This window comes from Corallococcus sp. AB032C (genome assembly GCF_003668935.1).
Taxonomy (GTDB): domain Bacteria; phylum Myxococcota; class Myxococcia; order Myxococcales; family Myxococcaceae; genus Corallococcus; species Corallococcus exiguus.
On the sequence record NZ_RAWP01000034.1, the window covers coordinates 13682 to 39146 of the forward strand.

Here is a 25465-nt window from a genome sequence, read left to right on the forward strand (position 1 = left end):
CATCCTCTGTCGAATTCCCAAACCGTCCAAATCCTGGAACTTGCACGATTGGCTGCCCGTACCTAGGGCGAGAGTCCGGAAGCAGGATCCAGATTCCGGAATCTGGAAAATGTCCGCGTCCAGGACGGACGCGTCAGCGTTCCCCTCTGACACGTCAATCCAGTTCCCGGACACAGCTCCAGAAACGCGAAAGGGCCCCCGAAGGGACCCCTTGACTCAGCGCATTATGGACGCCGGAAACCGGACTAGAAAATCTCTTCCAGCCACTCGCGCATCCGGCCCTTCACCTTCTTGTAGACGTTGCCGTCCTCGCGGATGCGGAACATGCGGCGGTCCATGTGCTTGGCGCCGTAGACGACCAAGCCCACGCCCGTGGCGTACATGGGGCTCTTCACCACGTCCACCAAGCCGCCAATGCCGCGCGGCATGCCCCGGCGCACCGGCAGTCCCAGCACCTCTTCCGCCAGCTCCGGCATGCCCGCGAGCAGCGTGGAGCCGCCCGTGATGACGATGCCGGACGCGAGCAGGTCCTCGTAACCGCACTTCTGGATCTCCCGGTGCACCAGCTGGAAGATCTCCTCCACGCGCGGCTCCAGGATCTCCGAGAGGATCTGCCGGCCCAGGACGCGCGGCTGACGGCCGCCCACGCTGGGCACTTCAATCGTCTCGTCCTTGTTGATCATGGACGCGAGCGCGCAGCCGTACTTCTGCTTGATGCGCTCGGCCTCGTGCGCGGGGGTGCGCAGGCCGATGGCGATGTCGCTCGTCAGGTTGTTGCCGCCCAGGGCGATGACGGCCGTGTGGACGATGGCGCCGCCGGAGAAGATGGCGATGTCCGTGGTGCCGCCGCCAATGTCGACGAGGCACACGCCCAGCTCCTTCTCGTCCTCGCTCAGCACCGCTTCGGCGGAGGCCAGCGGCTGGAGCACGATGTCGGAGACGTTCAGGCCCGTGCGGTTGGCGCACTTGACGATGTTCTGCGCGCTGGAGACGGCGCCCGTGACGATGTGCACCTTGGCCTCCAGGCGCACGCCGGCCATGCCCAGGGGCTCCTTGATGCCGCCCTGGTCGTCGATGATGAACTCCTGCGGCAGGACGTGGATGACCTCCCGGTCCAACGGGATGGCCACCGCCTTCGCCGCGTCGATGACGCGCGCGATGTCCGCGTCGCGGACCTCCTTGTCCTTCACCGCGACGATGCCCTGGGAGTTGAAGCCCTTGATGTGGCCGCCGGCGATCCCCGTGTAGACGTGGGAGATCTCCGCCCCGGCCATCAGCTCGGCTTCCTCCACGGCGCGCCGGATGGACGACACCGTGGCCTCGATGTTGACCACGACGCCCTTGCGCAATCCCTTCGACGGATGCGTGCCGATACCGATGATGTCGATACCGCTATCGGTCAGCTCGCCGACGATGGCGCAGATCTTCGTCGTGCCGATGTCGAGGCCGACGATGATCTCCCCCGACTTCTGCTTCGCCATGAATCCTCCCAGGCTCCCTCACTTTCGTGAAGGAAGCATCCTCACTGCGTCGAGTCCCCGCTCCGCACGGAGTCGGACCCACTCGAAAGCCTCACCGCCACCCAACCCGGTCGGGCACGGTTATCCAGGCGAATGATCGCGGCCGCAAGCCCCCTTGTGCTGAGCTCGCGTCGAACGCGCGCCAGCCGCTGGAGCTTGACTTCCGTATCGCCAGCACCGAGGCGCACCTCCTGCCCCGTCGCCGTCACCAGCGCAAGCCCGGTGTTCTCCAGGCGCACTTCAGAAAGCCGCTCGGATCGCCCGGGCAACAACCGCGCATAAGCACGGGTTACATCCAGCGCGTCGCGGAACTTCGAACGCACCGCGTCCGGGTCCGCCACGTACGCATCGCGCTCCATGCCCGTGACGAGCGGCAAATCCAGCCCGTCCCCCGGGGTGACGCGCTTGAAGGGCTCGCCCTCCTCGTCCAGCACGTACAGGTCGCCCAGCACCGCCAGCGCCGCGGGTGCGTGCTCCGTCACCTCCACGGACACGCCGCGCGGAAACCGCCGCGTCACCTCCACCGTGCGCACCCAGGGGTGCTGGCCCATGGACCGCGCCAGCGCGGCCGGGTCCAGCGTCCACAGGTTCTGCCCCGCCGTCAGCCCGGACAGCTTCAAGAGCTCCGGGCGCGACGCGCGCTCCAAGCCGGAGAAGTTCACCGACTCCAGCGCGAAGAGCGGCGTCACCACCGCCCAGGCGCGCAGCTCGATGCCGCCCCAGATGAGCCCCGCCGTCGCCACCGCCAACCCCAGCGCCTTCGCCACCGACGGTCCGTGCGAACGGACAGCGCCCGTCACCGCGTCATTGCGCGGTGCGGCGTCCAGGCGGCGGCGATTCTTGGATTTTCCGAAGGCCATGACTAGGGAGGCGCATGCTGCGTGCGGACGTCGAACCACGCCAGTTTTTGGCTACAGGCACGTCGCTGTAGCGGCATGGGGGGACCACCCCGGCCTGCAAGAGACCGGAACTCCAGGAAAGAACGCGGAGCGGCTCAAGCCTTGAGCGAAGCGCCCTGGAGCAGCCGCTCACAGAGGGCCGGGAAGTCGATGCCCCGCCCCGCCGCGATTTTGGGCAGGAGGCTGGAGGCCGTCATTCCGGGCAGCGTGTTGATTTCCAGCAGGAACACGTCGCCACCTTCCGTGACGATGACGTCCGAGCGCGAGCCGCCAGAACACCCCAGCGCCTTGTGCGCGCCCAGGGAGACCTCGTTGACGCGCGCGTACAGGTCCGGGGGCAGCGGCGCGGGGAAGAGATACTGAGTACCGCTGCCGGCCTTGTACTTCGCTTCGTAGTCGTAGAACTCGCGGGCGGCCTTCACTTCGATGACGCCCAGCGCCTCGTTGTCCAGCACGCCGCCCTGCACTTCCCGGCCCTTGATGAACTGCTCCACCAGGAGCGTGCCCGCGTGCTTCGAGGCGTCCTGGACGGCCGCGGTGTAGTCCTCGCGCGTCTTGCAGATGTGCACGCCCACGCTGCTGCCCTCGCGGCTGGGCTTCACCACCACCGGGAAGGGGAACGGCAGCCGGTCCGCTTCCGCGAGCGCGCCTTCCGCCGAGTCGAAGGCCCGGTAGGGCGGCGTGGGGATGCCGCGCGAGACGAAGATCTCCTTCGCGTACACCTTGTCCATGCCCACGGCGGAGGCCATCACGCCGCTGCCGGTGTAGGGGATGAACATGGCCTCCAGCAGGCCCTGGATGCAGCCGTCCTCGCCGAAGCGGCCGTGCAGCGCGAGCCACGCCACGTCCACCTTCTCCGCGATGAGGCGCGCGGGCAGGTCCTTGCCCACGTCGATTTCCACCACGTCGTAGCCCAGCCCCCTGAGGGCGCCCGACACCGCGGCGCCCGTGCGCAGGGACACCTCGCGCTCGCTGGAGAGGCCGCCGTACAGCACGCCGACGCGCTTCGCCTTCAACTCAGCGGGGGTGAAGCCTCGGGGACCGATGCTCATGGGAGGAAGACTCCGACGAATTTGACTTCGGGGTGCATGACGACGCCGGTGGCTTCCTTCACCCGCTCCTGCATCAGGGTGATGAGGCCCCGCACGTCCCGAGCGGCCGCGCCGCCCAGGTTGACGATCCAGTTCGCGTGCAGGGTGGACACCTGCGCGCGCCCCAGGGTGTGCCCCTTCAGGGCCACGAGTTCAATGAGCCGCCCGGCGTGGTCGCCCGGCGGGTTGGTGAACACGCTGCCGAAGTTGGGCTGACTCAAGGGCTGCGTGCGCTTGCGGTAGCCCAGGTCCGCGTCCATGGCCGCCTTGCTGGCCACGACATCGCCCTTGGGAAGATGGAAGCGCACGCGGGTGACGATACCTCCCGCGGGCAGTGTGGCGTGACGGTAGGTGTGAGGCACCTGCGCTTTGTCCAGCCACCCCACCCCGTCCGCGGTGGCGACCTCAATGGCCTCCACCACGCGGAAGCACTCGCCGTTCTTGGTGCCGGCGTTCATGGTGACGGCGCCGCCCAGGGTGCCAGGGATGCCCGCGAGGAACTCCGCGCCCACCAGGCCCTGCGCGCGCATCACGTTGACCAGCCGGGCAATGGCCGCGCCCGTGCCCAGCGTCACCCGGCCGTCGTCCGGGCCCACGTCCAGCGTCTCCGGGAACAAATCCGGGGGCAGCTTCACGGTGAGCCCCGGCACGCCGCCGTCGCCCACCAGCGTGTTGGCCCCGCCGCCCAGCACCGTCACGGGGATGCCCTCGTCGCGGGACAGGCGCAGCAGCTCCACCAGCGCGTCCGGAGAGCGCGGACGCACCAGCGCCTCCGCGGGGCCGCCCACGCGCACGCTGATGAGCGGCGCCAGGGGCTCGCCCGGCTTGACGTCCAGGCCCGGCAGACGCGCCACGCGCGCCGCCAGAGGTGTCACCTCGCCCGCCTGCATCCCCTACCCGCCCTTCGCCGCGCCCATCAGGTTCAGCAGGTCCGGGCCCACCTGGGTGATGTCGCCCGCGCCCAGCGTGAGCACCAGGTCGCCTTCGAGCACGCGCTCGTGGAGCGCCTTCGCCACGTCCGCGCGCTTCTCCACGAACGTCACGTCGCGGTGGCCGTGCGCGCGGATGGCCTCCGCCAGCGCGTCGCCGGTGGCGCCGGGAATCGGCTCCTCGCCCGCCGCGTAGACGCTGGTGACGAAGAGCACGTCCGCGTCGTTGAACGCGGTGGCGAACTCCTTCATCAGGTCGTGCGTGCGCGTGTAGCGGTGCGGCTGGAAGGCGGCCACCACCCGGCGGCCGAAGGCGCGGCGCGCGCCGGACAGCGTGGCCATCACTTCCGTGGGGTGGTGCCCGTAGTCGTCCACCACGGTGACGCCGCCCACCTCGCCGCGCACGGTGAAGCGGCGCTGCACGCCGCCGAACTCCGCCAGCGCGGAGCGCACCGTCTCCAGCGGGATGTCCATCTCCTCCGCGATGGCCACCACCGCCAGCGCGTTGAAGGCGTTGTGCGCGCCCACCATGCGCACGCGGAACTCGCCCAGGTCCTCGTCCCGGCGGAAGGCGCGGAAGGTGGTGGTGAAGCCGTCCAGGGAGATGCCCTCCAGCCGGTAGTCCGCCATGTGCGAGCTGCCGTACGTGACGAAGCGCTTCTCGATGCGCGGCAGCAGGGCCTGGACGTTGGGGTTGTCCAGGCACAGCACGTTGAGGCCGTAGAAGGGAACGCGGTTGCAGAACTCCACGAAGGCGGACTGGAGCGTCTCCAGGTCGCCGTAGTGGTCCATGTGCTCCGGGTCGATGTTCGTGACGACCGCGATGGACGGGTGCAGCTTGAGGAAGCTGCCGTCGGACTCGTCGGCCTCCACCACCATCAGCTCGCTCTTGCCCAGCTTGGCGTTGGAGTCGAGCACGTTCACCTTGCCGCCCACCACCGCCGTGGGGTCCAGGCCCGCCGCGGACAGCACTGTCGCCACCATGGACGTCGTGGTCGTCTTGCCGTGGCTGCCGGCGACGGCGACCGCGTACTTCAGGCGCATCAACTCCGCGAGCATCTCCGCGCGAGGGATGACGGGAATCTTGCGCTGGCGCGCCGTCACCACCTCCGGGTTGTCCTTGCGCACCGCGGAGGAGATGACCACCACGTCCGCGTGCACCAGGTTGGACGCCTTGTGGCCCTCGTAGAGCGTGGCGCCCAGCTTCGCCAGGCGGCGGGTGATGTCGCTTTCGCGCAGGTCCGAACCGGAGACGCGGTAGCCCAGGTTGAGCAGCACCTCCGCGATGCCGCTCATGCCAATGCCGCCCACGCCCACGAAGTGCACGTGCGCCGCGTGGCGCGTCTTGAAGAGGCTGCCGGGCTTGTTGCTGACGGTCTTGCTGCTCATGCCTTGCTCCCGGGTGCCTTCTTCACGTCCTTCTGTCCGCGGTCGCGTCCGCCCGGGCCCCAGGCCTGGGTGGTCAGGTCCACGCACACGTCCGCCAGCTCCTTCGCCGCGGCGGGGCGGCCGAAGATGCCCGCCTTCTTCGCCATCTGCTTGAGCTTCGCGGGGTCTGTCATCAGGCCGCGCAGCGTTTCCGCCAGCTTTTGCCCGGTGAGCTCCGACTCGCGGAACATGATGGCCGCGCCCGCGTCCACCAGCGCGCGGGCGTTCACTTCCTGGTGGTTGTCCGTGGCGTGCGGGAAGGGCACCAGGATGCTGGGCTTCTTGCACACCGTCAGCTCCGCCAGGGACGTGGCGCCCGCGCGGCAGATGACCAGGTCCGCCTTCGCGTAGGCGGAGGACATGTCGTCGATGAACTCCACCACCTGCGCCACGTCCGCGAAGCCCTTGTCCGCGTAGCCCTTCGTCACGTTCTCCAGGTCCAGCTTCCCCGTCTGGTGGACGATGTCGAGCTGCCCCTTCACGTCGCCCAGCGAGTCCAGCGCCTCCAGCACGCGGTTGTTGAGGCCGCGCGCGCCCAGGCTGCCGCCGAAGATGAGGACGGAGAACTTCTCGTGCGCGGAGCTGCTGCGCAGGTAGTTGTCCATCAGCTTCTTGCGGATGGGGTTGCCAATCATCTGCACCTTGGCTTCGGGGAAGTGGTTGCGCGCTTCCTCGAAGGAGGTGAAGACGACCTTCACGATGCGGCCCAGCACCTTGTTGGTGAAGCCCGGCAGCGCGTTCTGCTCCTGGATGGCGGTGGGGATGCCCATCATCCACGCGGCCAGCACCACCGGCCCGCTCGCGTAGCCGCCCACGCCCACCACCACGTCCGGCTTGTGGCGCGACAGGATGCGGAACGACGCGAGGAACGCCATGGGCAGCGCGATGAGCCCCTTGAGCAGGCCGATGAGCCCCTTGCCCTTGAGCCCCTGCACCTTCACCAGCTCCAGCGGGTAGCCCTCCTTGGGCACCACGCGCGCCTCCAGGCCCTTCTCCGTGCCCACGAACACCACTTCGTTGGCGGGGTGGCGAGTGACGACCTCCTCCGCCAGCGCGATGCCTGGGAACAGATGGCCACCGGTGCCGCCGCCCGCGATGAGCACCTTCACGCCGTCACCTCCCGCAGGTCCGAGGAGCCCGCGCGCACCGGCCGCGACGCGCCCTGGGTATTCGCGCTGAGCGACAGCAACACGCCCGCGGAGCCCATCAGCACCACCAGCGACGTGCCGCCGTACGACACGAACGGCAGCGTCAGTCCCTTCGTGGGCAACAGGCCCATGGCCACGCACATGTTCACCGTGGCCTGGAACGCGATGATGGAGCTGATGCCCAGGCCCAGGTACGTGCCGAACGTCTCCCCCGCCGCCAGGGCCGCGCGGATGCCGCGCCACAGGACGATGGCGTACAGCGCCACGAGCAGCCCCACGCCGATGAGCCCCAGCTCCTCACCCAGGATGGAGAAGATGAAGTCCGTGTGCGCCTCCGGCAGGAAGAACAGCTTCTGCCGGCCGTCCCCCAAGCCCAGGCCGGTGATGCCGCCGGAACCGATGGACATCAGCGACTCCGCCACCTGATAGCCCACGTCGTGCCGGTGGGCCCACGGGTCCAGGAACGCGAGGATGCGCTTCATGCGGTAGGGGCTGGTCGCGATGGCGACGAAGGCCAGCGGCAGCGCGAGCAGGAGGGAGCCCACCAGGTACGACAGCTTCGTGCCCGCCGCGAACAGCAGCACGAAGAGCATGAACACCAGCAGCACGCTGCTGCCGAAGTCCGGCTGGAGCATGCACAGCAGGACCAGGATGCCGCACAGGGCCAGGTGCGGCAGGAAGCCGATGGAGAACGTGGCCACCTTCTCCCGCTTCTTCGCCAGCGAATAGGACAGGTAGACGAGCCACGCGAACTTGGCGATTTCGGCCGGCTGCAGGCTGAAGCCCGGCAGGCGGATCCACCGCCGCGCGCCGCCCGCCGTGGTGCCGATACCGGGGATGGCCACCGCGATGAGCAGCACGATGGCGACGAGCAGCAGCGGGTACGCCAGCCGCGCCAGCTTCCGCCACCCCAGCTTCATGGCCACCGCCATGCCCACCAGCCCCAGGCCCGCGGCGGACAGCTGGCGCTTGAGGAAGTAGAGGCTGTCGCCCAGCTTGTCCTGCGCGAGCACGGCGCTCGCCGAGTACGTCATCACCAGGCCCAGCGTCACGAGCGCCAGCACCGCGCAGAGCAGAATCGGATCGAACCGCACGGGGGCGGTCGGAGGAGAGGTCTTCATCACGGTCAGAGCGCCCCGACGAGGCGCTTGAACGTGTCGCCCCGGTCCTCGAAGTTCTTGAACTGGTCGTACGACGCGCATGCCGGGGACAGCAGGACCGTGTCCCCCGCCCTCGCCACCTCACGCGCCTTCGCCACCGCCGCGTCCAGGGTGCCGCACGCGTGCACCGGCGCGTCGTTCGCGTACGCCCGCGCCAGCGCGTCCGCGTCCTGGCCAATGGTGAGCACGCCCTTCACCTTGTCCTGCCCCGCCTCCACCATGGGCGCGTACGGCGCGCCCTTGCCCTTGCCGCCCGCGATGAGCCACACGTCGCCAGCGAAGGCCTTGAGCGCCACCAGCACGGAGTCCACGTTGGTGGCCTTGGAGTCGTTCACCCACTCCACTCCGTCCAGCACGCGCACGCTCTCCAGCCGGTGCGCCAGGCCCGGGTAGCTGTCCAGCCCCGCCTGCACCGCGTCCTTCGCCACGCCGCCCAGCCGGGCCAGCAGCGCCGCCGCCATCGCGTTCTGCGCGTTGTGCGCGCCCCGGAGCGAGCGGTGGGTGAGGGTGTAGGACTCGCCCGCGAACTCCAGCTCGAAGCCGCCGGGCCGCGCGATGGCCAGCCCCGCCAGCTTCGGCGCGTCCACCACCGGGCGGCCCGTGAGGCTGAAGCCGTACACGGGCACGCGCGCGGAAGCGGCCAGCCCCATCACCGCCGCGTCGTCCGCGTTCACCACGGCGAAGTCGCTGGCGCCGTCCTGGTTCATGAAGATGCGCGCCTTGGCCGCGCCGTACACGGCGTGGTTGGCGTAGCGGTCCAGGTGGTCCGGCGTGAGGTTGAGGATGGCCGCGCCCGTGGGCTTGAGCTGGTGGATGCCTTCCAGTTGGAAGCTGGACAGCTCCACCACCAGCGCGTCCCAGTCCCCGGGGGACATGGCGGCCTCGGCCAGCGGGCGCCCCAGGTTGCCGCCCACGAAGGTGCGCAGGCCCGCCTTCGCGTACAGCTCTCCGGTGAGCGCCGTGGTGGTGCTCTTGCCGTTGGTGCCGGTGATGCCCAGGAAGCGGGTGCCCGTGAGGAGGCGGCCCGCGAGCTCAATCTCGCCCCACACCGGGACGCCCGACGTGCGCGCGGCCTCCAGCTCCGGCAGGGACAGCGGCACGCCCGGGCTCACCACCACCAGGTCCTGGCGGGTGAGCAGCCCCGGGGGCGTGGCGCCGGTGACGAGCGTCACGCCCTTCGCGTGCAGCTCCTTCGCGACGTCGCCGAGCGCGTCCTCGGAGCGCGCGTCCAGCGCCGTCACCTTCGCGCCTTGCTGGACCAGGAGCCGCAGCGCCGCGACGCCGCTCTTGGCCAGCCCGAACACCGCGACATTCCGACCGGACAGCGAGGGATTCATGGGGTGGGCCGACCTCGATGGGGGCAAAGCGACTAGCGCAGTTTCAGGGACAGCAGGGCCACGCCACCACAGAGGATGGCGACAATCCAGAAACGCACGATGATCTTCGGCTCGGCCATGCCCTTGAGCTCGAAGTGGTGGTGCACGGGCGCCATCTTGAAGACGCGCTTGCCCGTCATCTTGAAGGACGTCACCTGGATCATCACGGAGAGCGCCTCCGCGAAGAAGATGCCGTGGATGATGGCGGACACCACTTCGTTCTTGGAGAACACGGCCAGCCCGCCCAGCGCGCCGCCCAGGGCCAGCGAGCCGATGTCGCCCATGAACACGGACGCCGGGTAGGTGTTGAACCAGAGGAAGGAGATGCCCGCGCCCACGATGCTCGCGCAGAAGACGGCCAGCTCCGCGCCGCCCGGCACCTGGAGGATGCCCAGGTAGCGGTACAGCGGCGTGGCGGTCAGCCGCGTGACGCCGTTCACCGTCTCCGTGTCCGCGATGTGCAGCGTGGTGCCCGCCACGTAGCAGAGCACGCAGAAGGTCACCGCCGACACGATGGTGGGCACGATGGCCAGGCCGTCCAGGCCGTCCGTGAGGTTCACCGCGTTGGACGTGCCCACGATGACGACCCACGCGAACACCACGTAGAACCAGCCCAGGTCCGGGTTGAACCAATGGGACGGCACGAACGGCAGCGTGAGCCGCGTGTCGATGAGCAGCGTGGGCCCGAAGGAGCCATCCGCCTTCGTCCACGTGCACATCAAGCCGAAGATGGCGATGAGGAAGAAGAGCGTCTGCAGCGCCATCTTCTTGCGCCCGGCCAGACCCTTGGAGTTGCGCTTGGACAGCTTGAGCCAGTCGTCCAGGAAGCCGATGAAGCCGTAGCTGAAGGTGAGGAGGATCATCACCCAGACGCCGCGGGACTTCAGGTCCGCGAACAACAGCGTGCCCGCCGCGATGCTGATGAGGATGAGCGCGCCACCCATGGTGGGCGTGCCCTTCTTCTTCTGGTGGCTGTCCGGGGTGTCCTCGCGCACGTTGCTCTGCCCGTGCTGCTTCAAGCGCAGCCGCGCGATGAGACGCGGCCCGATGAGCATCCCCAGGAGCAGGGCGAAGACGCCCGCGGCGATGATGCGGAAGGTCGGGTAGCGCAGGAAGTTGAGGACGCGCCCTGCCTCGGTGTTCTGGATGAGCTCGTACAGAAGGTACAGCACTAGTGACTCCCTCCGGGGGGTGCCGCGCCCGTCAGGGCCGCCACCACGCGCTCCAATCGCATGCCGCGACTGGCCTTCACCAGCACCACGTCACCGGGTGACAGCCGGGGCGTCAACCACGCCACCAATGGCTCCACTTCGGTGAAATGGGCGGCGGAATCTCCCATGTCCGCGCTGCCCAGACCGCCCGAGGACCGGGGGCCGAAGAACGCGACCAGCTTCGCGTGCCGCGCGACGAGCTCACCCAGCCGGGCATGCTCCTCCGCCTCGCCCGCGCCCAGCTCCAGCATGTCGCCCAGCACCGCCACCGCCCGGCCACCTTCTGGCACCAGCGTGCCCAGCGTGACGAGCGCGGCCTCCATGGAGGCCGGGTTGGCGTTGTAGCAGTCGTCCACCACCGTGATGCCGTTGCGGCCATCCACGATGTTGAGCCTGCGCGCGTATGGACGCGCGGACTCCAGGCCCTTCACGCACTCCTCCGGGGAGTAGCCCAGGGCCAGCGCCGTCGCGAACGCCGCCGTCGCGTTCTGCGCGTTGTGCGGCCCCACGAAGTGCAGGCGCACCGGCCAGTCCTTCCCCTGGTAGCGCACGGTGGCCACCATGCCGTCGCGGCCCAGCGTGTGGACCGCCGTGAGGCGCACGTCCGCCCCTTCCGCCCGGCCGAACGTCAGGTGCTTCGCGCCGCTGCGCGCCGCCTGGCGCACGATGAGCGCGTCGTCCACGTTCACGACAGCAGTGGCCTGGGGCAGCAGCTCGCGGAACATCTCCCCTTCCGCCTCCGCCACGCCCTCCAGGCTGCCCAGCCCCTCCAGGTGCTCCGGCTGGACGACGGTGATGACACCGGCGTCCGGCTGGACCTTGCGGGTGAGCCGTTCGATTTCGCCCGGCTGGTTCATCCCCACTTCGATGACGGCCGCCACGTGGGACGGCTCCAGCCGGAAGAGCGTGAGCGGGACGCCCACCTCGTTGTTGAAGTTGCCCTCCGTCTTCAGCGCGGGGCCCCGCGTGGCCAGGATGGCGCCCACCATCTCCTTGGTGGTCGTCTTCCCGTTGGAGCCCCCCACCGCCGCCACCGGAATCTGGAAGCGGCGGCGGTGCAGCGCGCCCAGGCCGCCCAGCGCGGCCAGGGTGTCATCCACTTCGTACAAGGCGAAGCCCGGGGGCAGGGCCGGCAGCGCCCTCCCCCGCTTCACCACCGCCCCGGCCGCTCCCTGGCGCTGGGCACCGTCCACGAAGTCGTGGGCGTCGAAGCGCTCGCCCTGCAGCGCCACGAAGAGGCACCCGGGGGTGAGCGACCGCGTGTCGGTGCAGACGGCGGGAAAGCCCGCTTCCACGGGCCCCCCGCGCCGGGTCGCACCCGTCGCCTGCACCACCTCGTCATCGGAGAATCGAACGGCCATGGAGGGGGGGTGGCCTTGAGAAGGTTCAGCCCGGGATGCGGTTGGCCAGCGCGCGCGCGGCGACTTCGCGGTCGTCGAAGGCGAGCTTCTCGGTCCCCACCGTCTGGTAGGTCTCGTGGCCCTTGCCGGCGATGAGGACGACGTCGTCGTCCTTGGCCAGGTTGATGACCTGCTCGATGGCGGCGCGGCGGTCCGCGTCCACCAGGTAGCCCTTCTCCCCGACCTTCGCCTTGCCCTCGGAGATGCGGCGCAGGCCGCCCTTCTCCAGGCCCGGCGTCACCTCGGAGATGATGGTCTCCGGATCCTCCGTGCGCGGGTTGTCGCTGGTCACCATCACCAGGTCCGCGCCCTCCGCGGCCACCGCGCCCATCAGCGGGCGCTTGCCCTTGTCGCGGTCGCCGCCGCAGCCGAAGACGACGATGACGCGGCCCTTGGCCAGCGCGCGCGCCGCTTCGAGGGAGCGCTTGAGCGCGTCATCCGTGTGCGCGTAGTCCACCAGCACCGCGGGCGCCGGGCCGCCGCGGTGGTTCTCCGCGCGGTCCATGCGGCCGGCCACGCCCGTGACGAGCTCGATGCCGCTCTTCACGTCCGAGCGGCTGATGCCCGCACCCAGCGCGATGCCGGCGGCGAGCATGATGTTCTCCAGGTTGTGGGGCCCCAGGAGCTTGCTCTTCACCTTGACGTCGCCCGCGGGCGTCTTCAGGGTGGCCTCGATGCCCTTGAGCGAATAGGCGGCGTCCGCGGCGGAGATTTCCCCCGCGCCCGTGCGGCTGAACTTCCACGCCATGCGCTTCTGGTTGCGCAGCTCCGTGTAGATGCGGCTGGCGAAGGCGTCGTCCGCGTTGACGACCGCGGTGCCAGAGGCGCCCAGGTTCTCCACGAAGAGCTTGCGCTTCACCTGGAAGTACTCCTCCAGGTCCTTGTGGTAGTCCAGGTGGTCGCGAGACAGGTTGCTGAAGCCCGCGGCCTTGAAGGTGAGCCCGTGCACGCGCTCCTGCGCGAGCGCGTGGCTGGAGACCTCCATCACCACCGTCTCCACGCCCGCGTCCACCATCTCGCGGAAGATGCGGTGCAGCTCCAGCGGGTCCGGCGTGGTGTTGGCCAGCTCCGTCGTCTTGCCACCGAACTTGTAGCCCAGCGTGCCGATGACGCCCGGCGCCGGAGAGCCGGTGTACATGGCGGCGGTGGCGAGGATGGCCTCCAAGAGGTACGTGGTGGTCGTCTTCCCGTTGGTGCCGGTGACGCCCAGGAGCGTCAGCTTGTCCGCGGGACGGCCGTGGAAGTTGGCCGCGATGAGGGCCAACGCCTTGCGCGCGCTGCTCACCTTGAAGAACGGCACCTGCGACGACTGACCCTGCTTCTCCGACACCACGGCGACAGCGCCGCGCGACACGGCTTCACCAATGAACTGGGCCCCGTCTTCCTTCAGGCCCGGCACGGCAATGAAGAGATCCCCCGGCTTTACGCGCCGCGAATCCTGCGTCACTCCCGTGACGTCGACCGCGGAACGGCCGCCCGAGGTCTGCTCGGCTCCACACCCTGCGAGGACATCCGTCAGCTTCATCTCTTCCCCTTCACACGCATTGCTTGCGGGGCCTGGAAAGGACACGGCCTCATTGCCGCGTCGCCAGTTCCAGCGTCACCCGGGCCCCCTTCTCCACCAGCGCACCGGCGGGGGGGGTCTGAGATACGACTCGTCCACTTCCTTGCAGCTGTGGCTCCAACGCCGCGGCGAGCAACTTCACCACGGCTTCCCGTCCCGCCTGACCCTGAACGTCCGGCACACGCACCGTGCCGGGCTCCGGAGTCTCGGTCACCGCATCCTCCAGGCCGGCCCGGACGGGCACGACCTTCGCCAACGCCTTCGGTGCCGGAGGGGGCACCACGGGCGCGGCGGCCGCGGCCACCTCGGCGGGTGCCACCGTCCGGGACGGGGGCACGGCCAGGTGGGCCATGGCAGCGGTAGCGATTTCCTTGAAGGCAGGGGCAGCCACGTTCCCCCCGTATACGTCTGTCTTGGGTTCGTCCACCACCACGAGAATCACGGCACGCGGGGCCTCGGCCGGTACCATGCCCGCGAACGACGCGATGCGTTTGTCGGAATACCCCCGTGCCACGGGGTCCGCCTTCTGTGCGGTACCCGTCTTGCCGGCCACCCGGTAGTCGTCCATGGCGGCCTTGGGCGCGGTTCCTCCCTTGACCACCACGCTCTCGAGCATGCCCACGACCTGGCGCGCCACCCTCTGGGAAACCACCCGCCGCAGCTCCGTGGGCTGGTTCTCCAGCAGTACCACGCCGTCCGGGTCCACCACCTTGGAGACCAGGAACGGGCGCATCAGCACGCCGTCGTTGGCCAGCGCGCCGTAGGCCGCCGTCAGCTGGACGGCGGTGGAGGTCATCCCCTGGCCGAAGGATTGGGTGGCCAGGGAGATGTCCGATTTCGGAAACGGGATGACGCCGCGGCTCTCGCCGGTGAGCGCCAGGCCGGTGCGCTCCGCGAAGCCGAAGGCGTGGTAGCCGGCGACGAACTTCTCGCGGCCCAGGGCCTCGGCGACCTTCGCGGCGCAGATGTTGGAGGACACCTGGAGGATGCCCTGCGCGTTGAGCCAGCCGTGCGGGTGGGTGTCCCGGATGGTGTGACGGCCGATGCGCAGGGAGCCGTTCTCACAGAAGAACAGCTGGTCCGGGGTGATGGCCTTCTGCTCCAGCGCGGCGGCCACCACGAAGGCCTTCATGGTGGAGCCGGGCTCGAAGGAGTCCAGCGCGGCGCGGTTGCGGATGGCGTTCTTCACGCCGTCTTCCGGCGTGTTGGGGTTGAAGCGCGGGTTGTTCGCCAGCGCGAGAATCTCCCCGGTGCGCGGATCCAACACCACCGCCATGCCCGCCGCCGCCTTGGCGTCGTCCACGGCCTTGGCCAGCGCCTTCTCCGCCACGTACTGGAGGTGGCGGTCCAGCGTGAGCGTGACGGCGGCGCCCTGGCGCTCCAGCGGATCCATGGCGCCCTGGACCATCAGCTTGCGGCCCTTGGCATCGCGGAAGCCGGAGGTGCGCGAGTTCTGCCCGGACAGCTCGTCCTCGAAGGCCAGCTCCAGGCCCTCCAGGCCGTGGCCGTCGGTGCCCACCATGCCCACGATGTGCGCGCCCAGCTCGCGCTGGGGATAGAAGCGCTTGGGCTCCTTGGTGAAGCCCAGGCCGGGCAGGCCCAGCGCCTTGACCGCCTCCACCTCCTGGGGCTTCGCCTGGCGCTTCACCCACGCGAAGCGCTTGGCGCGCGACAGGCGCGCGGCCAGGTCGCCACTGTCCAGGTGCACGGCGCGGGCGAGCTGACGGGCCGCCTGAGGCACGTCGGGGAGCAGGGACGGGTCCACCCAGATGGAGTCCACCTCCACGCTCTGCGCCAGCGGCGTGCCGCGCCGGTCGAAGATGTCTCCGCGCCGGGCGGGAATGTCGATCTGCCGGACGTACTGGTCCTGCGCGAGGCCCCGCAGCTTCTCCTGCTGGAAGACCTGGAGGTAGACCGCGCGGCCGAACGCCGTGCCCAAGAGCGCGAGGAACAGCCCGAACAAGAGCTGGACCCGCAGCCTGAGCCCCTTCGTGTTCGACTCCGGAATCCGCGCGCTCTTCAGGTCCCTCACCGCTGGGTCCCCCGCTCCGCCACGCGGACGGCCGGGGCCGCGGAACGGGCCTGCGCGGTGCCGGAGCCCTTCACGCGCTCGTCCGCCAGGGACACCACCGCGCCGCCCTTGGGCATGGCCATGCCCAGCTGCTCACGGGCCACGCGCTCCAACCGGCCCGGCGCCTTCAGAGTGGCCAGCTCCAGCTTGAGCCGGTCGTTCTCCCGGGTGAGCGAGCGGCTCTCGCCCTCCGCGTTGGACAGGCGGTAGCCCATGTCCACCACCAGCACGCGGCTGGTGACGTGGAGGATGCCCACGGCCGCGAACAGGGTGAAGAGCATGACGGCGGGCAGCAGGTGCATCAGCACGCCGGCCACGGACACGGAGGGACGCGACAGGGCCTTGCTCATCGGATTTTCTCCACCGCGCGCAGGTGCGCGCTGCGAGAGCGGGGGTTGGCCTCGACTTCCGCTTCGGAAGCCGCGACGGCCTTCTTGGACACGAGGACGAAGTCACCCTGGCTGTTGCACACGCACACCGGGAAGCCCGGCGGACAGGTGCACCCGCCCACCAGGGCACGGAAGGCTTCCTTCACCTTCCGGTCCTCCAGGGAGTGGAAGGAGATGACCGCGGCGCGACCGCCCACCTTGAGCAGCGAGGGCAGCGCGGCGAGCAGCGAGTCCAGCGCCTCCAGCTCCCCGTTCACCGCCATGCGCAGCGCCTGGAAGGTGCGGGTGGCCACGTGGATGCGGTCCGGCCACGCCTTGCGAGGCACGGCGCGCTTCACCACCTCCGCGGCCTCCAGCGTGCGCTGGGGCAGCGCCTTCTTCAGCTCCCGCGCGATGGGCCGCGCGAAGGGCTCTTCCCCGTAGTCCTTGAGCAGCTTCGCCAGGTCGCGCTCGTCCGTTTCGGCGATGAGCTCCGCGGCGGTGATGCCGCTGTCGCCCATGCGCATGTCCAGCGGGCCCTCCTTCATGAAGGAGAAGCCGCGCTCGGCCACGTCCAGCTGGGGCGAGGACACGCCCAGGTCCACCAGCACGCCGTCCACGGGCAGCAGGTCCTGCGCGACGCTGAGAAGGTCCGCGAAGTTGCCCTGCCGGGCCTGGAAGCGCGCGTTGACGCCCATGCGGGCGGTGGCCGCGGCCAGCGCCACGGGGTCCCGGTCCACGCCCACCACCGTGGCGCCCCGGGCGAGCAGCGCCTGGGTGTGGCCTCCGCCGCCGAGCGTGCCGTCGAGGATGACCTTGCCCTCCGCTGGGTTCAGCAGCTCCACCGTCTCGTGGAGCAGGACGGTCTGGTGCTGGAAGTCCACGGGAGGGGGCCTTGGGTGCAGGGTCAGACGAAGGGAGCGCGCGCGAGCTGGAAGGCGGCCCGGGCATCGTTCATGTGCGGGTACAGCTCGAAGGCGTCGTGGGCGCCAGCCGCGCGGAAGATGGCGGCCAGGTACGGCGACAGCCCGGACAGCTTCACGTCACCACCGGAGCGGCGGAACGCGTCCGTGCGGGCCATCAGCGGGCGCACGCCGCGGTAGTTCAGGTGAGACACGTCCGCGAAGTCGAGGACGACCTGACGGGTGCCCCGGTGCAGCCGGTGCATCAGGTCCTCGCACAGCTTGAGCAGGTCCGCCTCCTCCAGCTCGCCCTCCAGCATCAGCGTCTCCACGCGCTCGGACGCCGCCACCACCGCCCTGGTCCGACGAACCTCCTGAACCTGGTCCATGCGCCTGCCCACCCTTCTCTTTGCGAAACCTGAAGCTGTCGACTTCCTGGCTACGGCTGGCGCAGCTCGCCCAGCACCCGCAACACGTCCGGGGAGGTGGCTTCCTGGCGCGCGTCTTCCTGCGCCTTCGCCCAGCCTTCCTGGCTCCAAAGCTCAATCACCTTCACCATCCCCGCCCACACCACTTCCTTCTCCAACTTCGCGTACGCCCTGAGCGACGGCGGGATGAGCAACCGGCCCAGCTTGTCCAGCGGGCACTCCTGCGCGCTGGCCACGTACAGCCGCATCAACGTCTTGACCCCCGGCTCCATGGGGTTGCGCCGGGCGAGCGCGGTCTCCAACGCCTCCCACTCCCGCACCGGATAGGCGTGGAGGCAGGGGTCCAGGGCCGTGGTGACGATGAGCCGCTCGTCGTAGGCGCCCACCAACGTCTCCCGAAGCTTCGCCGGGAGGCTGGTGCGCCCCTTCGCGTCGATCTGGTGCTCATAGACGCCTCGGAACACGCGGGACGATCCACCTTTTCAGCCCAGCACGGGACGGACCACCACTCCTTCCCACTTCTTACCCCTCTGCGGCCGGCATACATACGCGCCCCCCCCAGGGGGGTCAAGAAAGCGCGCAACAGGCTGGAACACCGCTCGCCCGGCGCCGGACATCCCCCAGGGCACATGCCGGACGGCCTACCCTTGGGGGTGGGGTAAACTTGAGTTCTTTCGCTCCCAGGCTGAGACTGGCGGGCGCGTGAACACGAACGTTCGACTGAAGGTGGCCTACAAAACGCCGCAGTCGCTGGTCGGTGAGTACACCCGCAGCGTGGGTCAGGGCGGCGTCACCCTGGAGACGCGCAAGGCCCTGCCCCTGGGCACCCGCTTCACCTTTGAACTGCACGCGGGCGGCATGCCGCGTCCGGTGGAGGTGCTGGGCGAGGTCGTCAAGGTGGAGCCGCGCCCCGGCGAGCGCTTCATGCTCACCGTGCGCTACGACGGCGCGGAGGATCGCAGCGCGCTGGACGCGGTGCTCCAGTTCATCTTCGCCCAGGAGGAGCAGAACGGCCTGCGCCGCTTCCCGCGCCTGCCGCTGCACCTGCGCGCGCGGGAGGCCGACCCCCGGGCGCCGTTCTTCTACGTGCGCGACATCTCCCGCGGCGGCGTGGGCCTGGAGGTGGATGCCCCCGCCCTGCCCCGCGAGGTGCAGGTGGGCACGCCCTTCTTCATGGAGATGGACATGAAGGAGGGGCCGCTCCTGCTCCACGGCGAGGTGGCGTGGACGTCGACCGTGCCGCGCAAGGGCGTGGCGCAGGCGGTGACGCCGGGCTTCGGCGCGACTTTCGGCCGGCTGCGGCCGGACATGCTCCAGCGGCTGGAGGACCTGATGGCGCTGGAGCACCTGCCGCCCGCGCCCTGGCGGGCCCGGGTCAGCTTCGGCCTGGATGCCGTGTCGCGGATGCCCTGACGCTGCGTCCAGGGCACCCGCGCGCTTCAGCCGTTACAGCGGGTTGTACGGGTAGCCGTCGGCCTCCTCCAGGCCCGCGACAATCGTCTCGCGCAGCTCCGCCGGGTCGTACGGCGTGAAGGCGTCCAGCGCGGACAGGCGCTTGAGCTCCAGCGTGAGCGCGTCACCCTTGAGCGTGGCGCAGAGCGCGCGGCGGGTGCGCTCGAAGGCGCGCGTGGTGGACTCCATCGCGTACAGCCGCACCAGCGCCACGCGCACGGGGTCCTGCACTCCGCCAGTGGCGGCCTGACGGGTGCGCGTCACCATGGAGTCCAGCGCGTACGCGTCCATCACCACGTCCGCCAGCGCGGCCATGACCTCCTGGTGCTTGTCCAGCTCCGTGCCGAAGGTCTCCGCGGCCAGGCGCATGCCGTGGATGGCCAGGTGCTTGGCGCACTCGGCGGCGATCTCCTCGTTGGCGAGCGCGTCATGACGGCCCGCGCGGGGACGCTCGCCGCGGCCCAGCTCCTCCGCCACGGAGCGCGCCTGCGCGAACAGCGGCAGGTCGCCCTTCACGGCGCGCTTGAGCAGCATGCCGGTGATCAGCATCCGGTTGATTTCGTTGGTGCCCTCGAAGATGCGGTTGATGCGCGCGTCGCGGTAGGCGCGCTCCACCGGGTACTCCTCGATGTAGCCAGCGCCGCCGTGCACCTGGACCGCGTCGTCCACCAGGAAGCCGAGGGCCTCCGAGCCGAAGACCTTCATGATGGAGGCCTCGGTGGCGAACTCCTCCATCGCGGCGATGACGTGCGCGTCGTAGTCCGCGTCCGAGCGCTCCTTGGACGCGAGCCGCCCGTCCACCAGCCCCGCCGTGCGGTACGTCATGCTCTCCACCGCGTAGACGAGCGTGGCCATGCGCGCGAGCTTCTCGCGGATGAGCGGGAACGTGGCGATGGGCGCCTTGAACTGCTTGCGCTCCTGCGCGAACTTCAGCGCGCTCCGCAGCTGCAGCTTCATGCTCCCGATGACGCCCGCGCCCAGCTTCAGGCGGCCGTAGTTGAGGATGTTGAAGGCGATGCGGTGGCCCTTGCCCAGCTCACCCAGCAGGTTCTCCACGGGCACCTGCGCGTCCTCGAAATAGAGCGGGCACGTGGACGAGCCACGGATGCCCATCTTGTGCTCCTCCGGGCCCACGGTGAGGCCCGGGGTGTCCTTCTCCACGATGAAGCCGGTGAACTTGTCGCCGTCCACCTGCGCGAAGACGACGAACACGTCCGCGAAGGCCGCGTTGGTGATGTAGAGCTTGGAGCCGTTGAGGACGTAGTGCTTGCCGTCCGCGGATTTCACCGCCTTCGTCTTCGCCCCACGCGCGTCGCTGCCGCTGCCCTGCTCCGTCAGCGCGTACGCCGCCACCCACTCACCCGTGGCGAGCTTGGGCAGGTACTTCGCCTTCTGCGCCTCGTTGCCGAACCACACGATGGGCAGCGACCCGATGCCGGTGTGCGCGCTGGACGTCACCGACCAGGAGCCCAACAGGCTCATGGCCTCCGCGAGCAGCAGCGACGTCGTCTTGTCCAGACCCGTGCCGCCGTAGGTCTCCGCGATGTCCACGCTCAAGAGGCCCAGCTCGCCCGCGCGGCGCAGGAGGTCGCGCAGGAGCGCGTTGTCCTTGCCCTCGATGCGCGCGGCCTGGGGCAGCACCTGCTCACGGCAGAACTGGAGCGCCGTCTTGAAGAAGAGCCGCTGCTCCTCGGAGAACCCCTCCGGCGTGAGGATGCGGGTGGAGCCCACCTCCTGGAAGAGGAAGGTGGCCCCGGCGAGAACATCCTGGGGACGGGAAGCGGGCTCAGTTGCGGCGACCATCAACGACCTCCGGGGAGGGAGCATTGCCCTCCGAAGCCTTCAGGGGAAAAAGGCGCGCGGGACATTAGGGCGCGCGGACTGTCACGGGTAGTAGCGGCGCGGCCCCACCACCTCAAGGCGACGTGGGACTCCACCCGGGGTGCGTGCCCGGCCTGCAGGCGGCAGGCTTCCTGGTCCCTGTGTTACGGGGAACCCGCGTCCGGAGCGGACCGGGGCGTGGGGTACACGAGGCAGAGCGTGTCGAAGAGCCCCTCCTCCGGCGCGACGTACGTGCCGCCGAGCGCCCGCGCCACCTGCCCCACCTCCGTACCGAACGACGGCACGAGGCACAGGTCGTCCGACGTGGTGAAGCGCGTCTTCAGCCGGGCCAGCTCCCGCCGCAGCGTCGCGATGTCCTGGCGCCCGCCGCGCACCGGCACGGACGGGCCATTGCGGTCCGGACCCGGCAGCTTGCCCACGCTGGTGCTCAGCTCGAAGCCGTCCGCGCGCTGGATGATGCGCAGCTTGCCGGGAGCCACCTCCTCCAGCCACGCCCGGAAGCCCTGCTCGTCGCGCAGCACCACCCGGTAGGCCACCGGCGCGTCCGGGTGCTGAAGCCACACCTCCGCCGCCTGCGCGCGGAGCACCGCCAGCGCGTCCGACACCTGCGCGAGGAACGTGTCCGCGTCCTCCACGGCGACGAGCACGTCCTTGCCCCGCACCCGCTCCGCGAGCCTGGCCGCGTCCCGAGCGCGGGCCGGAGTGAAAGCCTCCGCGCCCAGGCGCACCTGATCTCCCAACAGCTCCAGCCGGAGGACGTCGTCTGGGAGAGGCTCGCCCCAGACGGGCGCGGACACGGGAGTGACGGTCGCATCCGCCCAGGTGCCCGCGTCAGTGGGAGCGGGTGGAGGGGAGCCCGAATCCACTCGGAGTGCTGGCTCTGGAGTTACCGTGCGTGCCGGTTCGACGGGAGGAGACTCCCGGCAGCCACCCCATGTGAGGGTGCTCCACACCAGGAGGAAGAATGCACGGTTACGGGAACAGGCTGGCGAGCATAGCGGAATATTCCACCCGGAGCGTCTGAATGGCCTCATGATAGCGTCTCGCGGTTTTTGCGAAGGACTCCCCTCCACCGGAGCCGATTCGAACGTGCCGCCGCCTTCCGCCGGCTTCCAGTTCGGCAAGTACAAGCTGCTCGATCGCATCGCGACGGGCGGCATGGCGGAGATCTACCGCGCCCGGATGACGGCGGTGGCGGGCGTGACGAAGCCGGTGGTCATCAAGAAGATCCTCCCCGGTTACGCGGACGACAGCGCGTTCGTGTCCATGTTCATCAACGAGGCGCGCATCGCGCTGGGGCTGTCGCACGGCAACATCGCGCAGATCTTCGACTTCGGCGAGGTGGAGGGCGAGTACTTCCTCGCGATGGAGTGGGTGGACGGCCATCCGCTCTCGCACGTGATGCGCCGGGCGCGGGAGAAGGGGCTGCCCGCGCTGCCGCCGCCGCTGGCGGTGCTGGTGGCCATCGACATGCTGCGGGGGCTGGCGTACGCGCACACGCGGCTGGATGACAACGGCCGCCCGCTGCACATCGTCCACCGGGACGTGAGCCCGCAGAACGTGCTCCTCTCCTTCGAGGGGCAGGTGAAGCTGGTGGACTTCGGCATCGCGCGGGCACGGCTCGCCGGGCGCTCCGACACGAAGGCGGACCCCGCGAAGGGCAAGTACGTCTACTTCGCGCCGGAGCAGGCGCGCGGCGAGGCGCTGGACGCGCGCACGGACGTGTTCGCCGCGGGCACGGTCCTCTACGAGATGCTCTGCGGGCGGCGCCCCTTCGAGGGCTCGCTCCAGGACGTGCTGCGGAAGATTTCGCAGGGCGACTTCCCCCGCCCGCGCGAGTGGACGCCGAACATCCCGGCCGCGCTGGAGCGCATCCTGCTCACCGCGATGGCCACGAGCCCGGAGCAGCGCTACCCCACCGCTCAGGCCTTCGCGGAGGCGCTGGCGCGACAGCTCCACGTCACCGCGCCGGACGTGTCCGCCAGCGACCTGGGCCACTTCATGGGCTACCTCTTCGAGCCGGAGCTCGTGGAGGCCGGCCGCCCGGTGCAGCTGCCGCGCGAGTTCGTCGCACGGGTGGGCCGCTGGAGCGGCGTCGCCGAACCGCCGCCCATCGCCACGCCCCCGGAAGTTCCCAGCCACGTCTCCGAGCCCGGGGGTGAGCCCCGAGGCGATTTGACGACGCAGCCCCTGCCACCGCAGGCGATGCCTCCGGAGCCGCCGCCCGCGTGGCACCGCTCCCTGCGAGGCTGGGCGGTGCGCGGCGCGCCGGTCGCGGTGGCGGCGCTCGTGGCCACGTGGCTGGGCCTGGTGATGGGCGGCTCCAACACGTTCGCGGTGGAGCTCAGCTCCTCTCCCGCGGGCGCCGCCATCCGCGTGGACGGCCGGACGCTGGCGGAGACGACGCCCACGCTCATCACCCAGCTGCCGTCGGACCGGGACCATGTGCTGGAGGTGCTGATGCCGGGCATGGTGCCCTTCAGCCAGCGCGTCCACGCCGAGCGCGGCACCACGCTGGCGGTCCATGCGCGGCTCGCGCCGAAGCAAGCGGTCGCGGCGCGCGCCCTGCCCCGCGCGGGTCCGGACGACACGCCCGCGTTCTTCGCCCGCTACTCCTCCGGCGGCCCGTTCGCGCTCAGCGCGGTCGCGCATGCCCTGCGCGTGCCCCCGTCCCAGGCGGCGCGCATGCGGTTGGATCCATCCCGCGCCTACGGCCTGCGCGTGGAGGGCCGCGTGTCGGTGGGCGGCCCGCTGCCGGTGGCCCAGGCCGTGTACTTCCTGGAGGGCGGCACGGCGCTGACGGCGCGCGACAGCTTCGGCCTGGTGGGCGCCGACGAGGTGCTGGTGCGCGACGCCTCCGTCCTCTACGTGTTCCTCTGGGACGACCGGCCCGACGACAACCGCGGCGCCCTCCAGGTGCACGTGCGCGAACAGGCGAGCGGCGCCATCACCACCCTGCTCCTGGACGCGCGCCGGCACGCCGTCTCGCTGTCACCCCGCGATGGCTTCACGCTCCGGGAGCTGGATCCGTCCACCACCTATCGCGTCGTCGTGCGTTCGGCCGGGGAACCGGCGCGCACGCGGGGCTTCGGCGGCGGCGAGGTGGGCGGCGTGCTCGCGCTGCACGGCGCGGGGCCGTCCCCGGCCCTGGCCCCGGGCACGCTGGAGGTGCTGGAGGTCAACCAGCCCACGGTGATGCGCGGCGCGAGCTGGCTGCGGCTCGCGTTCCCGGATGACGACGTCCAGGACAACTCCGGCGGCCTCACGCTGGAGGTGACGCCGGTGGCGCCGCTGCACCAGTAGCGAGCGACGGGCCGCTACAGGACACCGCCAGCCTGTAGCCGAAAAATTGATCATCCGGGCGCCGCCCCTACCCTGGGCCGCCACGGAGGACGCTCATGAAGAAGCTGCTGGCGGTGCTGGCCCTGGGGATCGCGGTGATGGCGACGGTGGGACTTTCCACCCGCGTGGACGCACGGCCCGGAAGCACGGCGGACGAGGGGCCGACCGACGCCCAAATCGACGCTGTCCTGGACTCGCAGGCGCACGAGGTCATGGCCAAGCTGTTGGAAGCGCAGCGCAATGCCAACCGGATGACAATGCTTCCCCGGTAATCTCGTGGCATCCGGCGAGGCTCGGTGCTACGACCGGCGCTCGCTTCGGTGATCATTCCACCCGCCCACGAGGGGGCCATGCCAGAAGGGTCCGCTGCACTCCAGCTCCAGGTTGGAGACCGGGTCGTCTACCCCAACCAGGGGGTCTGCCGCGTTGCCGCCATCGACGTGAAGGAGGTGGCGGGCCAGAGCCTCACCTTCGTCACCATGCGCCGGGAGGAAGACGGCGCGGTCGTGATGGTGCCGCAGGGGAAGATCCTCTCCATCGGCGTGCGCAAGGTGGCCAGTCCCACCGACGTGGAGGAGATCTACGCGTTCCTCCGCTCGGACAGTGACAAGGCCGACCTGGACTGGAAGCAACGCGCGCGCACCAACCTGGACCGAATGACCCAGGGCGGCATCCTGGGTCTGGCGGAGGTCGTCAAGGGCCTCCAGGTCCTCAGCGAGCTGCGGCCGCTGCCCACCAAGGAGCGCGAGCTCTACGACAACGCCCGGCACCTGCTGGTCTCGGAGGTCGCCGCCGCGCTGGGCACCGCCGAGGCCAACGCCGAGGACTCCATCGACATCGTCCTCTTCCCGCCCGGGAAGGAGCGTCCCAAGCGCACCGCCGCGGAGTTCGCGCGGCCCGGTGGCGAAGAGGACGACATGGACCTGGACGGCGACCTCATGGGTCTGGAGGGCGGGGAGCTGGACCTGCCCTCGGACGAAGAGCCGCAGTCCGAGTCCGAGTCCGAAGGGGAGTCCTCCGAGGAAGAGGGCGGCGAGGAGGAAGGCGGCGAGGAGGGGGGCGAGGACGCTCCCAAGAAGCGCGGCCGTCCGCCCAAGGCCAAGCCGGCCGAAGGCGAGGAGGCCGCCGCTCCGAAGAAGCGCGGCCGTCCGCCCAAGCCGAAGCCCGAGGTGGCGGAGGGAGCCGAGCCCGCCGCCCCGAAGAAGCGCGGCCGTCCGCCCAAGGCCAAGCCACCCGAGGGCGCCGCACCCGCGGAGCCCGCCGCGCCAAAGAAGCGTGGCCGTCCTCCCAAGGCGAAGCCGCCCGAGGACGAGTGAACCCCACGGCCCTCCGGC

The 25465-nt window shown here is 70.1% G+C and carries 22 protein-coding genes; 4 read left to right on the top strand and 18 right to left on the bottom strand.

What is annotated here, in order from left to right:
- Positions 1 to 245 precede the first annotated feature (245 nt).
- The 16 genes from ftsA to mraZ form a co-directional block, all read right to left on the bottom strand.
- On the bottom strand, positions 246 to 1481 hold the full coding sequence (gene ftsA / locus D7X99_RS17060; protein WP_120566811.1) for a cell division protein FtsA: 1236 nt from the start codon (positions 1479 to 1481) through the stop codon (positions 246 to 248).
- 41 nt (positions 1482 to 1522) lie between these two features.
- Positions 1523 to 2380: a cell division protein FtsQ/DivIB gene (locus D7X99_RS17065; RefSeq protein ID WP_121778719.1), complete on the bottom strand. Its 858-nt coding sequence runs from the start codon at positions 2378 to 2380 to the stop codon at positions 1523 to 1525.
- A gap of 134 nt (positions 2381 to 2514) precedes the next feature.
- Positions 2515 to 3471 carry a D-alanine--D-alanine ligase gene (locus tag D7X99_RS17070; protein WP_121778720.1) on the bottom strand — a complete coding sequence of 319 codons (957 nt, stop codon included), beginning with the start codon at positions 3469 to 3471 and terminating at the stop codon, positions 2515 to 2517.
- The gene (gene murB, locus D7X99_RS17075; RefSeq protein ID WP_121778721.1) at positions 3468 to 4400 is read right to left on the bottom strand and encodes a UDP-N-acetylmuramate dehydrogenase; all 933 of its coding nucleotides are present in this window, start codon (positions 4398 to 4400) and stop codon (positions 3468 to 3470) included. Before murB ends, D7X99_RS17070 begins: the two co-directional genes overlap by 4 nt.
- 3 nt (positions 4401 to 4403) lie before the next feature.
- Positions 4404 to 5828: a UDP-N-acetylmuramate--L-alanine ligase gene (murC, locus tag D7X99_RS17080; protein ID WP_120575422.1), complete on the bottom strand. Its 1425-nt coding sequence runs from the start codon at positions 5826 to 5828 to the stop codon at positions 4404 to 4406.
- Positions 5825 to 6976: an undecaprenyldiphospho-muramoylpentapeptide beta-N-acetylglucosaminyltransferase gene (murG, locus tag D7X99_RS17085; protein ID WP_121778722.1), complete on the bottom strand. Its 1152-nt coding sequence runs from the start codon at positions 6974 to 6976 to the stop codon at positions 5825 to 5827. Before murG ends, murC begins: the two co-directional genes overlap by 4 nt.
- Positions 6973 to 8136 carry a putative lipid II flippase FtsW gene (gene ftsW / locus D7X99_RS17090; protein WP_121778723.1) on the bottom strand — a complete coding sequence of 388 codons (1164 nt, stop codon included), beginning with the start codon at positions 8134 to 8136 and terminating at the stop codon, positions 6973 to 6975. Before ftsW ends, murG begins: the two co-directional genes overlap by 4 nt.
- A 5-nt stretch (positions 8137 to 8141) precedes the next feature.
- The gene (murD, locus tag D7X99_RS17095) at positions 8142 to 9512 is read right to left on the bottom strand and encodes a UDP-N-acetylmuramoyl-L-alanine--D-glutamate ligase (protein WP_121778724.1); all 1371 of its coding nucleotides are present in this window, start codon (positions 9510 to 9512) and stop codon (positions 8142 to 8144) included.
- A 32-nt stretch (positions 9513 to 9544) separates the two neighbouring features.
- Entirely contained in the window at positions 9545 to 10723 is a 1179-nt protein-coding gene (gene mraY / locus D7X99_RS17100; protein ID WP_120575426.1) for a phospho-N-acetylmuramoyl-pentapeptide-transferase, read from the bottom strand.
- On the bottom strand, positions 10723 to 12123 hold the full coding sequence (murF, locus tag D7X99_RS17105; RefSeq protein ID WP_121752281.1) for a UDP-N-acetylmuramoyl-tripeptide--D-alanyl-D-alanine ligase: 1401 nt from the start codon (positions 12121 to 12123) through the stop codon (positions 10723 to 10725). The genes mraY and murF overlap by 1 nt, the downstream gene beginning before the upstream one ends.
- Positions 12124 to 12148: 25 nt before the next feature.
- Complete coding sequence (locus tag D7X99_RS17110; protein ID WP_121778725.1) at positions 12149 to 13687, bottom strand: UDP-N-acetylmuramoyl-L-alanyl-D-glutamate--2,6-diaminopimelate ligase; 1539 nt, start codon at positions 13685 to 13687, stop codon at positions 12149 to 12151.
- Positions 13688 to 13736: 49 nt separating this feature from the next.
- A complete protein-coding gene (locus D7X99_RS17115; RefSeq protein ID WP_121778726.1) occupies positions 13737 to 15758 on the bottom strand; it encodes a penicillin-binding protein in 2022 nt (673 codons plus the stop codon).
- Entirely contained in the window at positions 15755 to 16147 is a 393-nt protein-coding gene (locus D7X99_RS17120) for a cell division protein FtsL (protein WP_120575430.1), read from the bottom strand. The genes D7X99_RS17115 and D7X99_RS17120 overlap by 4 nt, the downstream gene beginning before the upstream one ends.
- Complete coding sequence (gene rsmH, locus D7X99_RS17125) at positions 16144 to 17049, bottom strand: 16S rRNA (cytosine(1402)-N(4))-methyltransferase RsmH (protein ID WP_120594391.1); 906 nt, start codon at positions 17047 to 17049, stop codon at positions 16144 to 16146. Before rsmH ends, D7X99_RS17120 begins: the two co-directional genes overlap by 4 nt.
- A 23-nt stretch (positions 17050 to 17072) precedes the next feature.
- On the bottom strand, positions 17073 to 17456 hold the full coding sequence (locus tag D7X99_RS17130) for an STAS domain-containing protein (protein ID WP_120575456.1): 384 nt from the start codon (positions 17454 to 17456) through the stop codon (positions 17073 to 17075).
- 50 nt (positions 17457 to 17506) lie between these two features.
- A complete protein-coding gene (mraZ, locus tag D7X99_RS17135) occupies positions 17507 to 17959 on the bottom strand; it encodes a division/cell wall cluster transcriptional repressor MraZ (RefSeq protein ID WP_120566798.1) in 453 nt (150 codons plus the stop codon).
- Between the two features lie 238 nt (positions 17960 to 18197).
- On the opposite strand from mraZ, the gene D7X99_RS17140 reads away from it, so the two are divergent.
- Positions 18198 to 18908, top strand: coding sequence for a PilZ domain-containing protein (locus tag D7X99_RS17140; RefSeq protein ID WP_121778727.1), 711 nt, complete (start codon positions 18198 to 18200; stop codon positions 18906 to 18908).
- Between the two features lie 33 nt (positions 18909 to 18941).
- Here the strand turns inward: D7X99_RS17140 and D7X99_RS17145 are convergent, their stop codons facing one another.
- Together D7X99_RS17145 and D7X99_RS17150 are read right to left on the bottom strand one after the other, a co-directional pair.
- Positions 18942 to 20750 (bottom strand): acyl-CoA dehydrogenase family protein, encoded by a 1809-nt coding sequence (locus D7X99_RS17145; protein WP_121778728.1) that lies wholly within the window; start codon positions 20748 to 20750, stop codon positions 18942 to 18944.
- Between the two features lie 182 nt (positions 20751 to 20932).
- The gene (locus D7X99_RS17150; protein WP_346729645.1) at positions 20933 to 21586 is read right to left on the bottom strand and encodes a hypothetical protein; all 654 of its coding nucleotides are present in this window, start codon (positions 21584 to 21586) and stop codon (positions 20933 to 20935) included.
- Between the two features lie 292 nt (positions 21587 to 21878).
- Between D7X99_RS17150 and D7X99_RS17155 the strand changes: the two genes are divergently transcribed.
- From D7X99_RS17155 to D7X99_RS17165, 3 genes are all read left to right on the top strand, one after another.
- Complete coding sequence (locus tag D7X99_RS17155) at positions 21879 to 24092, top strand: serine/threonine-protein kinase (protein WP_121778730.1); 2214 nt, start codon at positions 21879 to 21881, stop codon at positions 24090 to 24092.
- A gap of 95 nt (positions 24093 to 24187) precedes the next feature.
- Positions 24188 to 24403, top strand: a complete 216-nt coding sequence (locus D7X99_RS17160; protein WP_120575436.1) for a hypothetical protein — start codon at positions 24188 to 24190, stop codon at positions 24401 to 24403.
- Positions 24404 to 24481: 78 nt separating this feature from the next.
- Positions 24482 to 25447 (top strand): CarD family transcriptional regulator, encoded by a 966-nt coding sequence (locus D7X99_RS17165; RefSeq protein ID WP_121778731.1) that lies wholly within the window; start codon positions 24482 to 24484, stop codon positions 25445 to 25447.
- Positions 25448 to 25465: the final 18 nt, after the last annotated feature.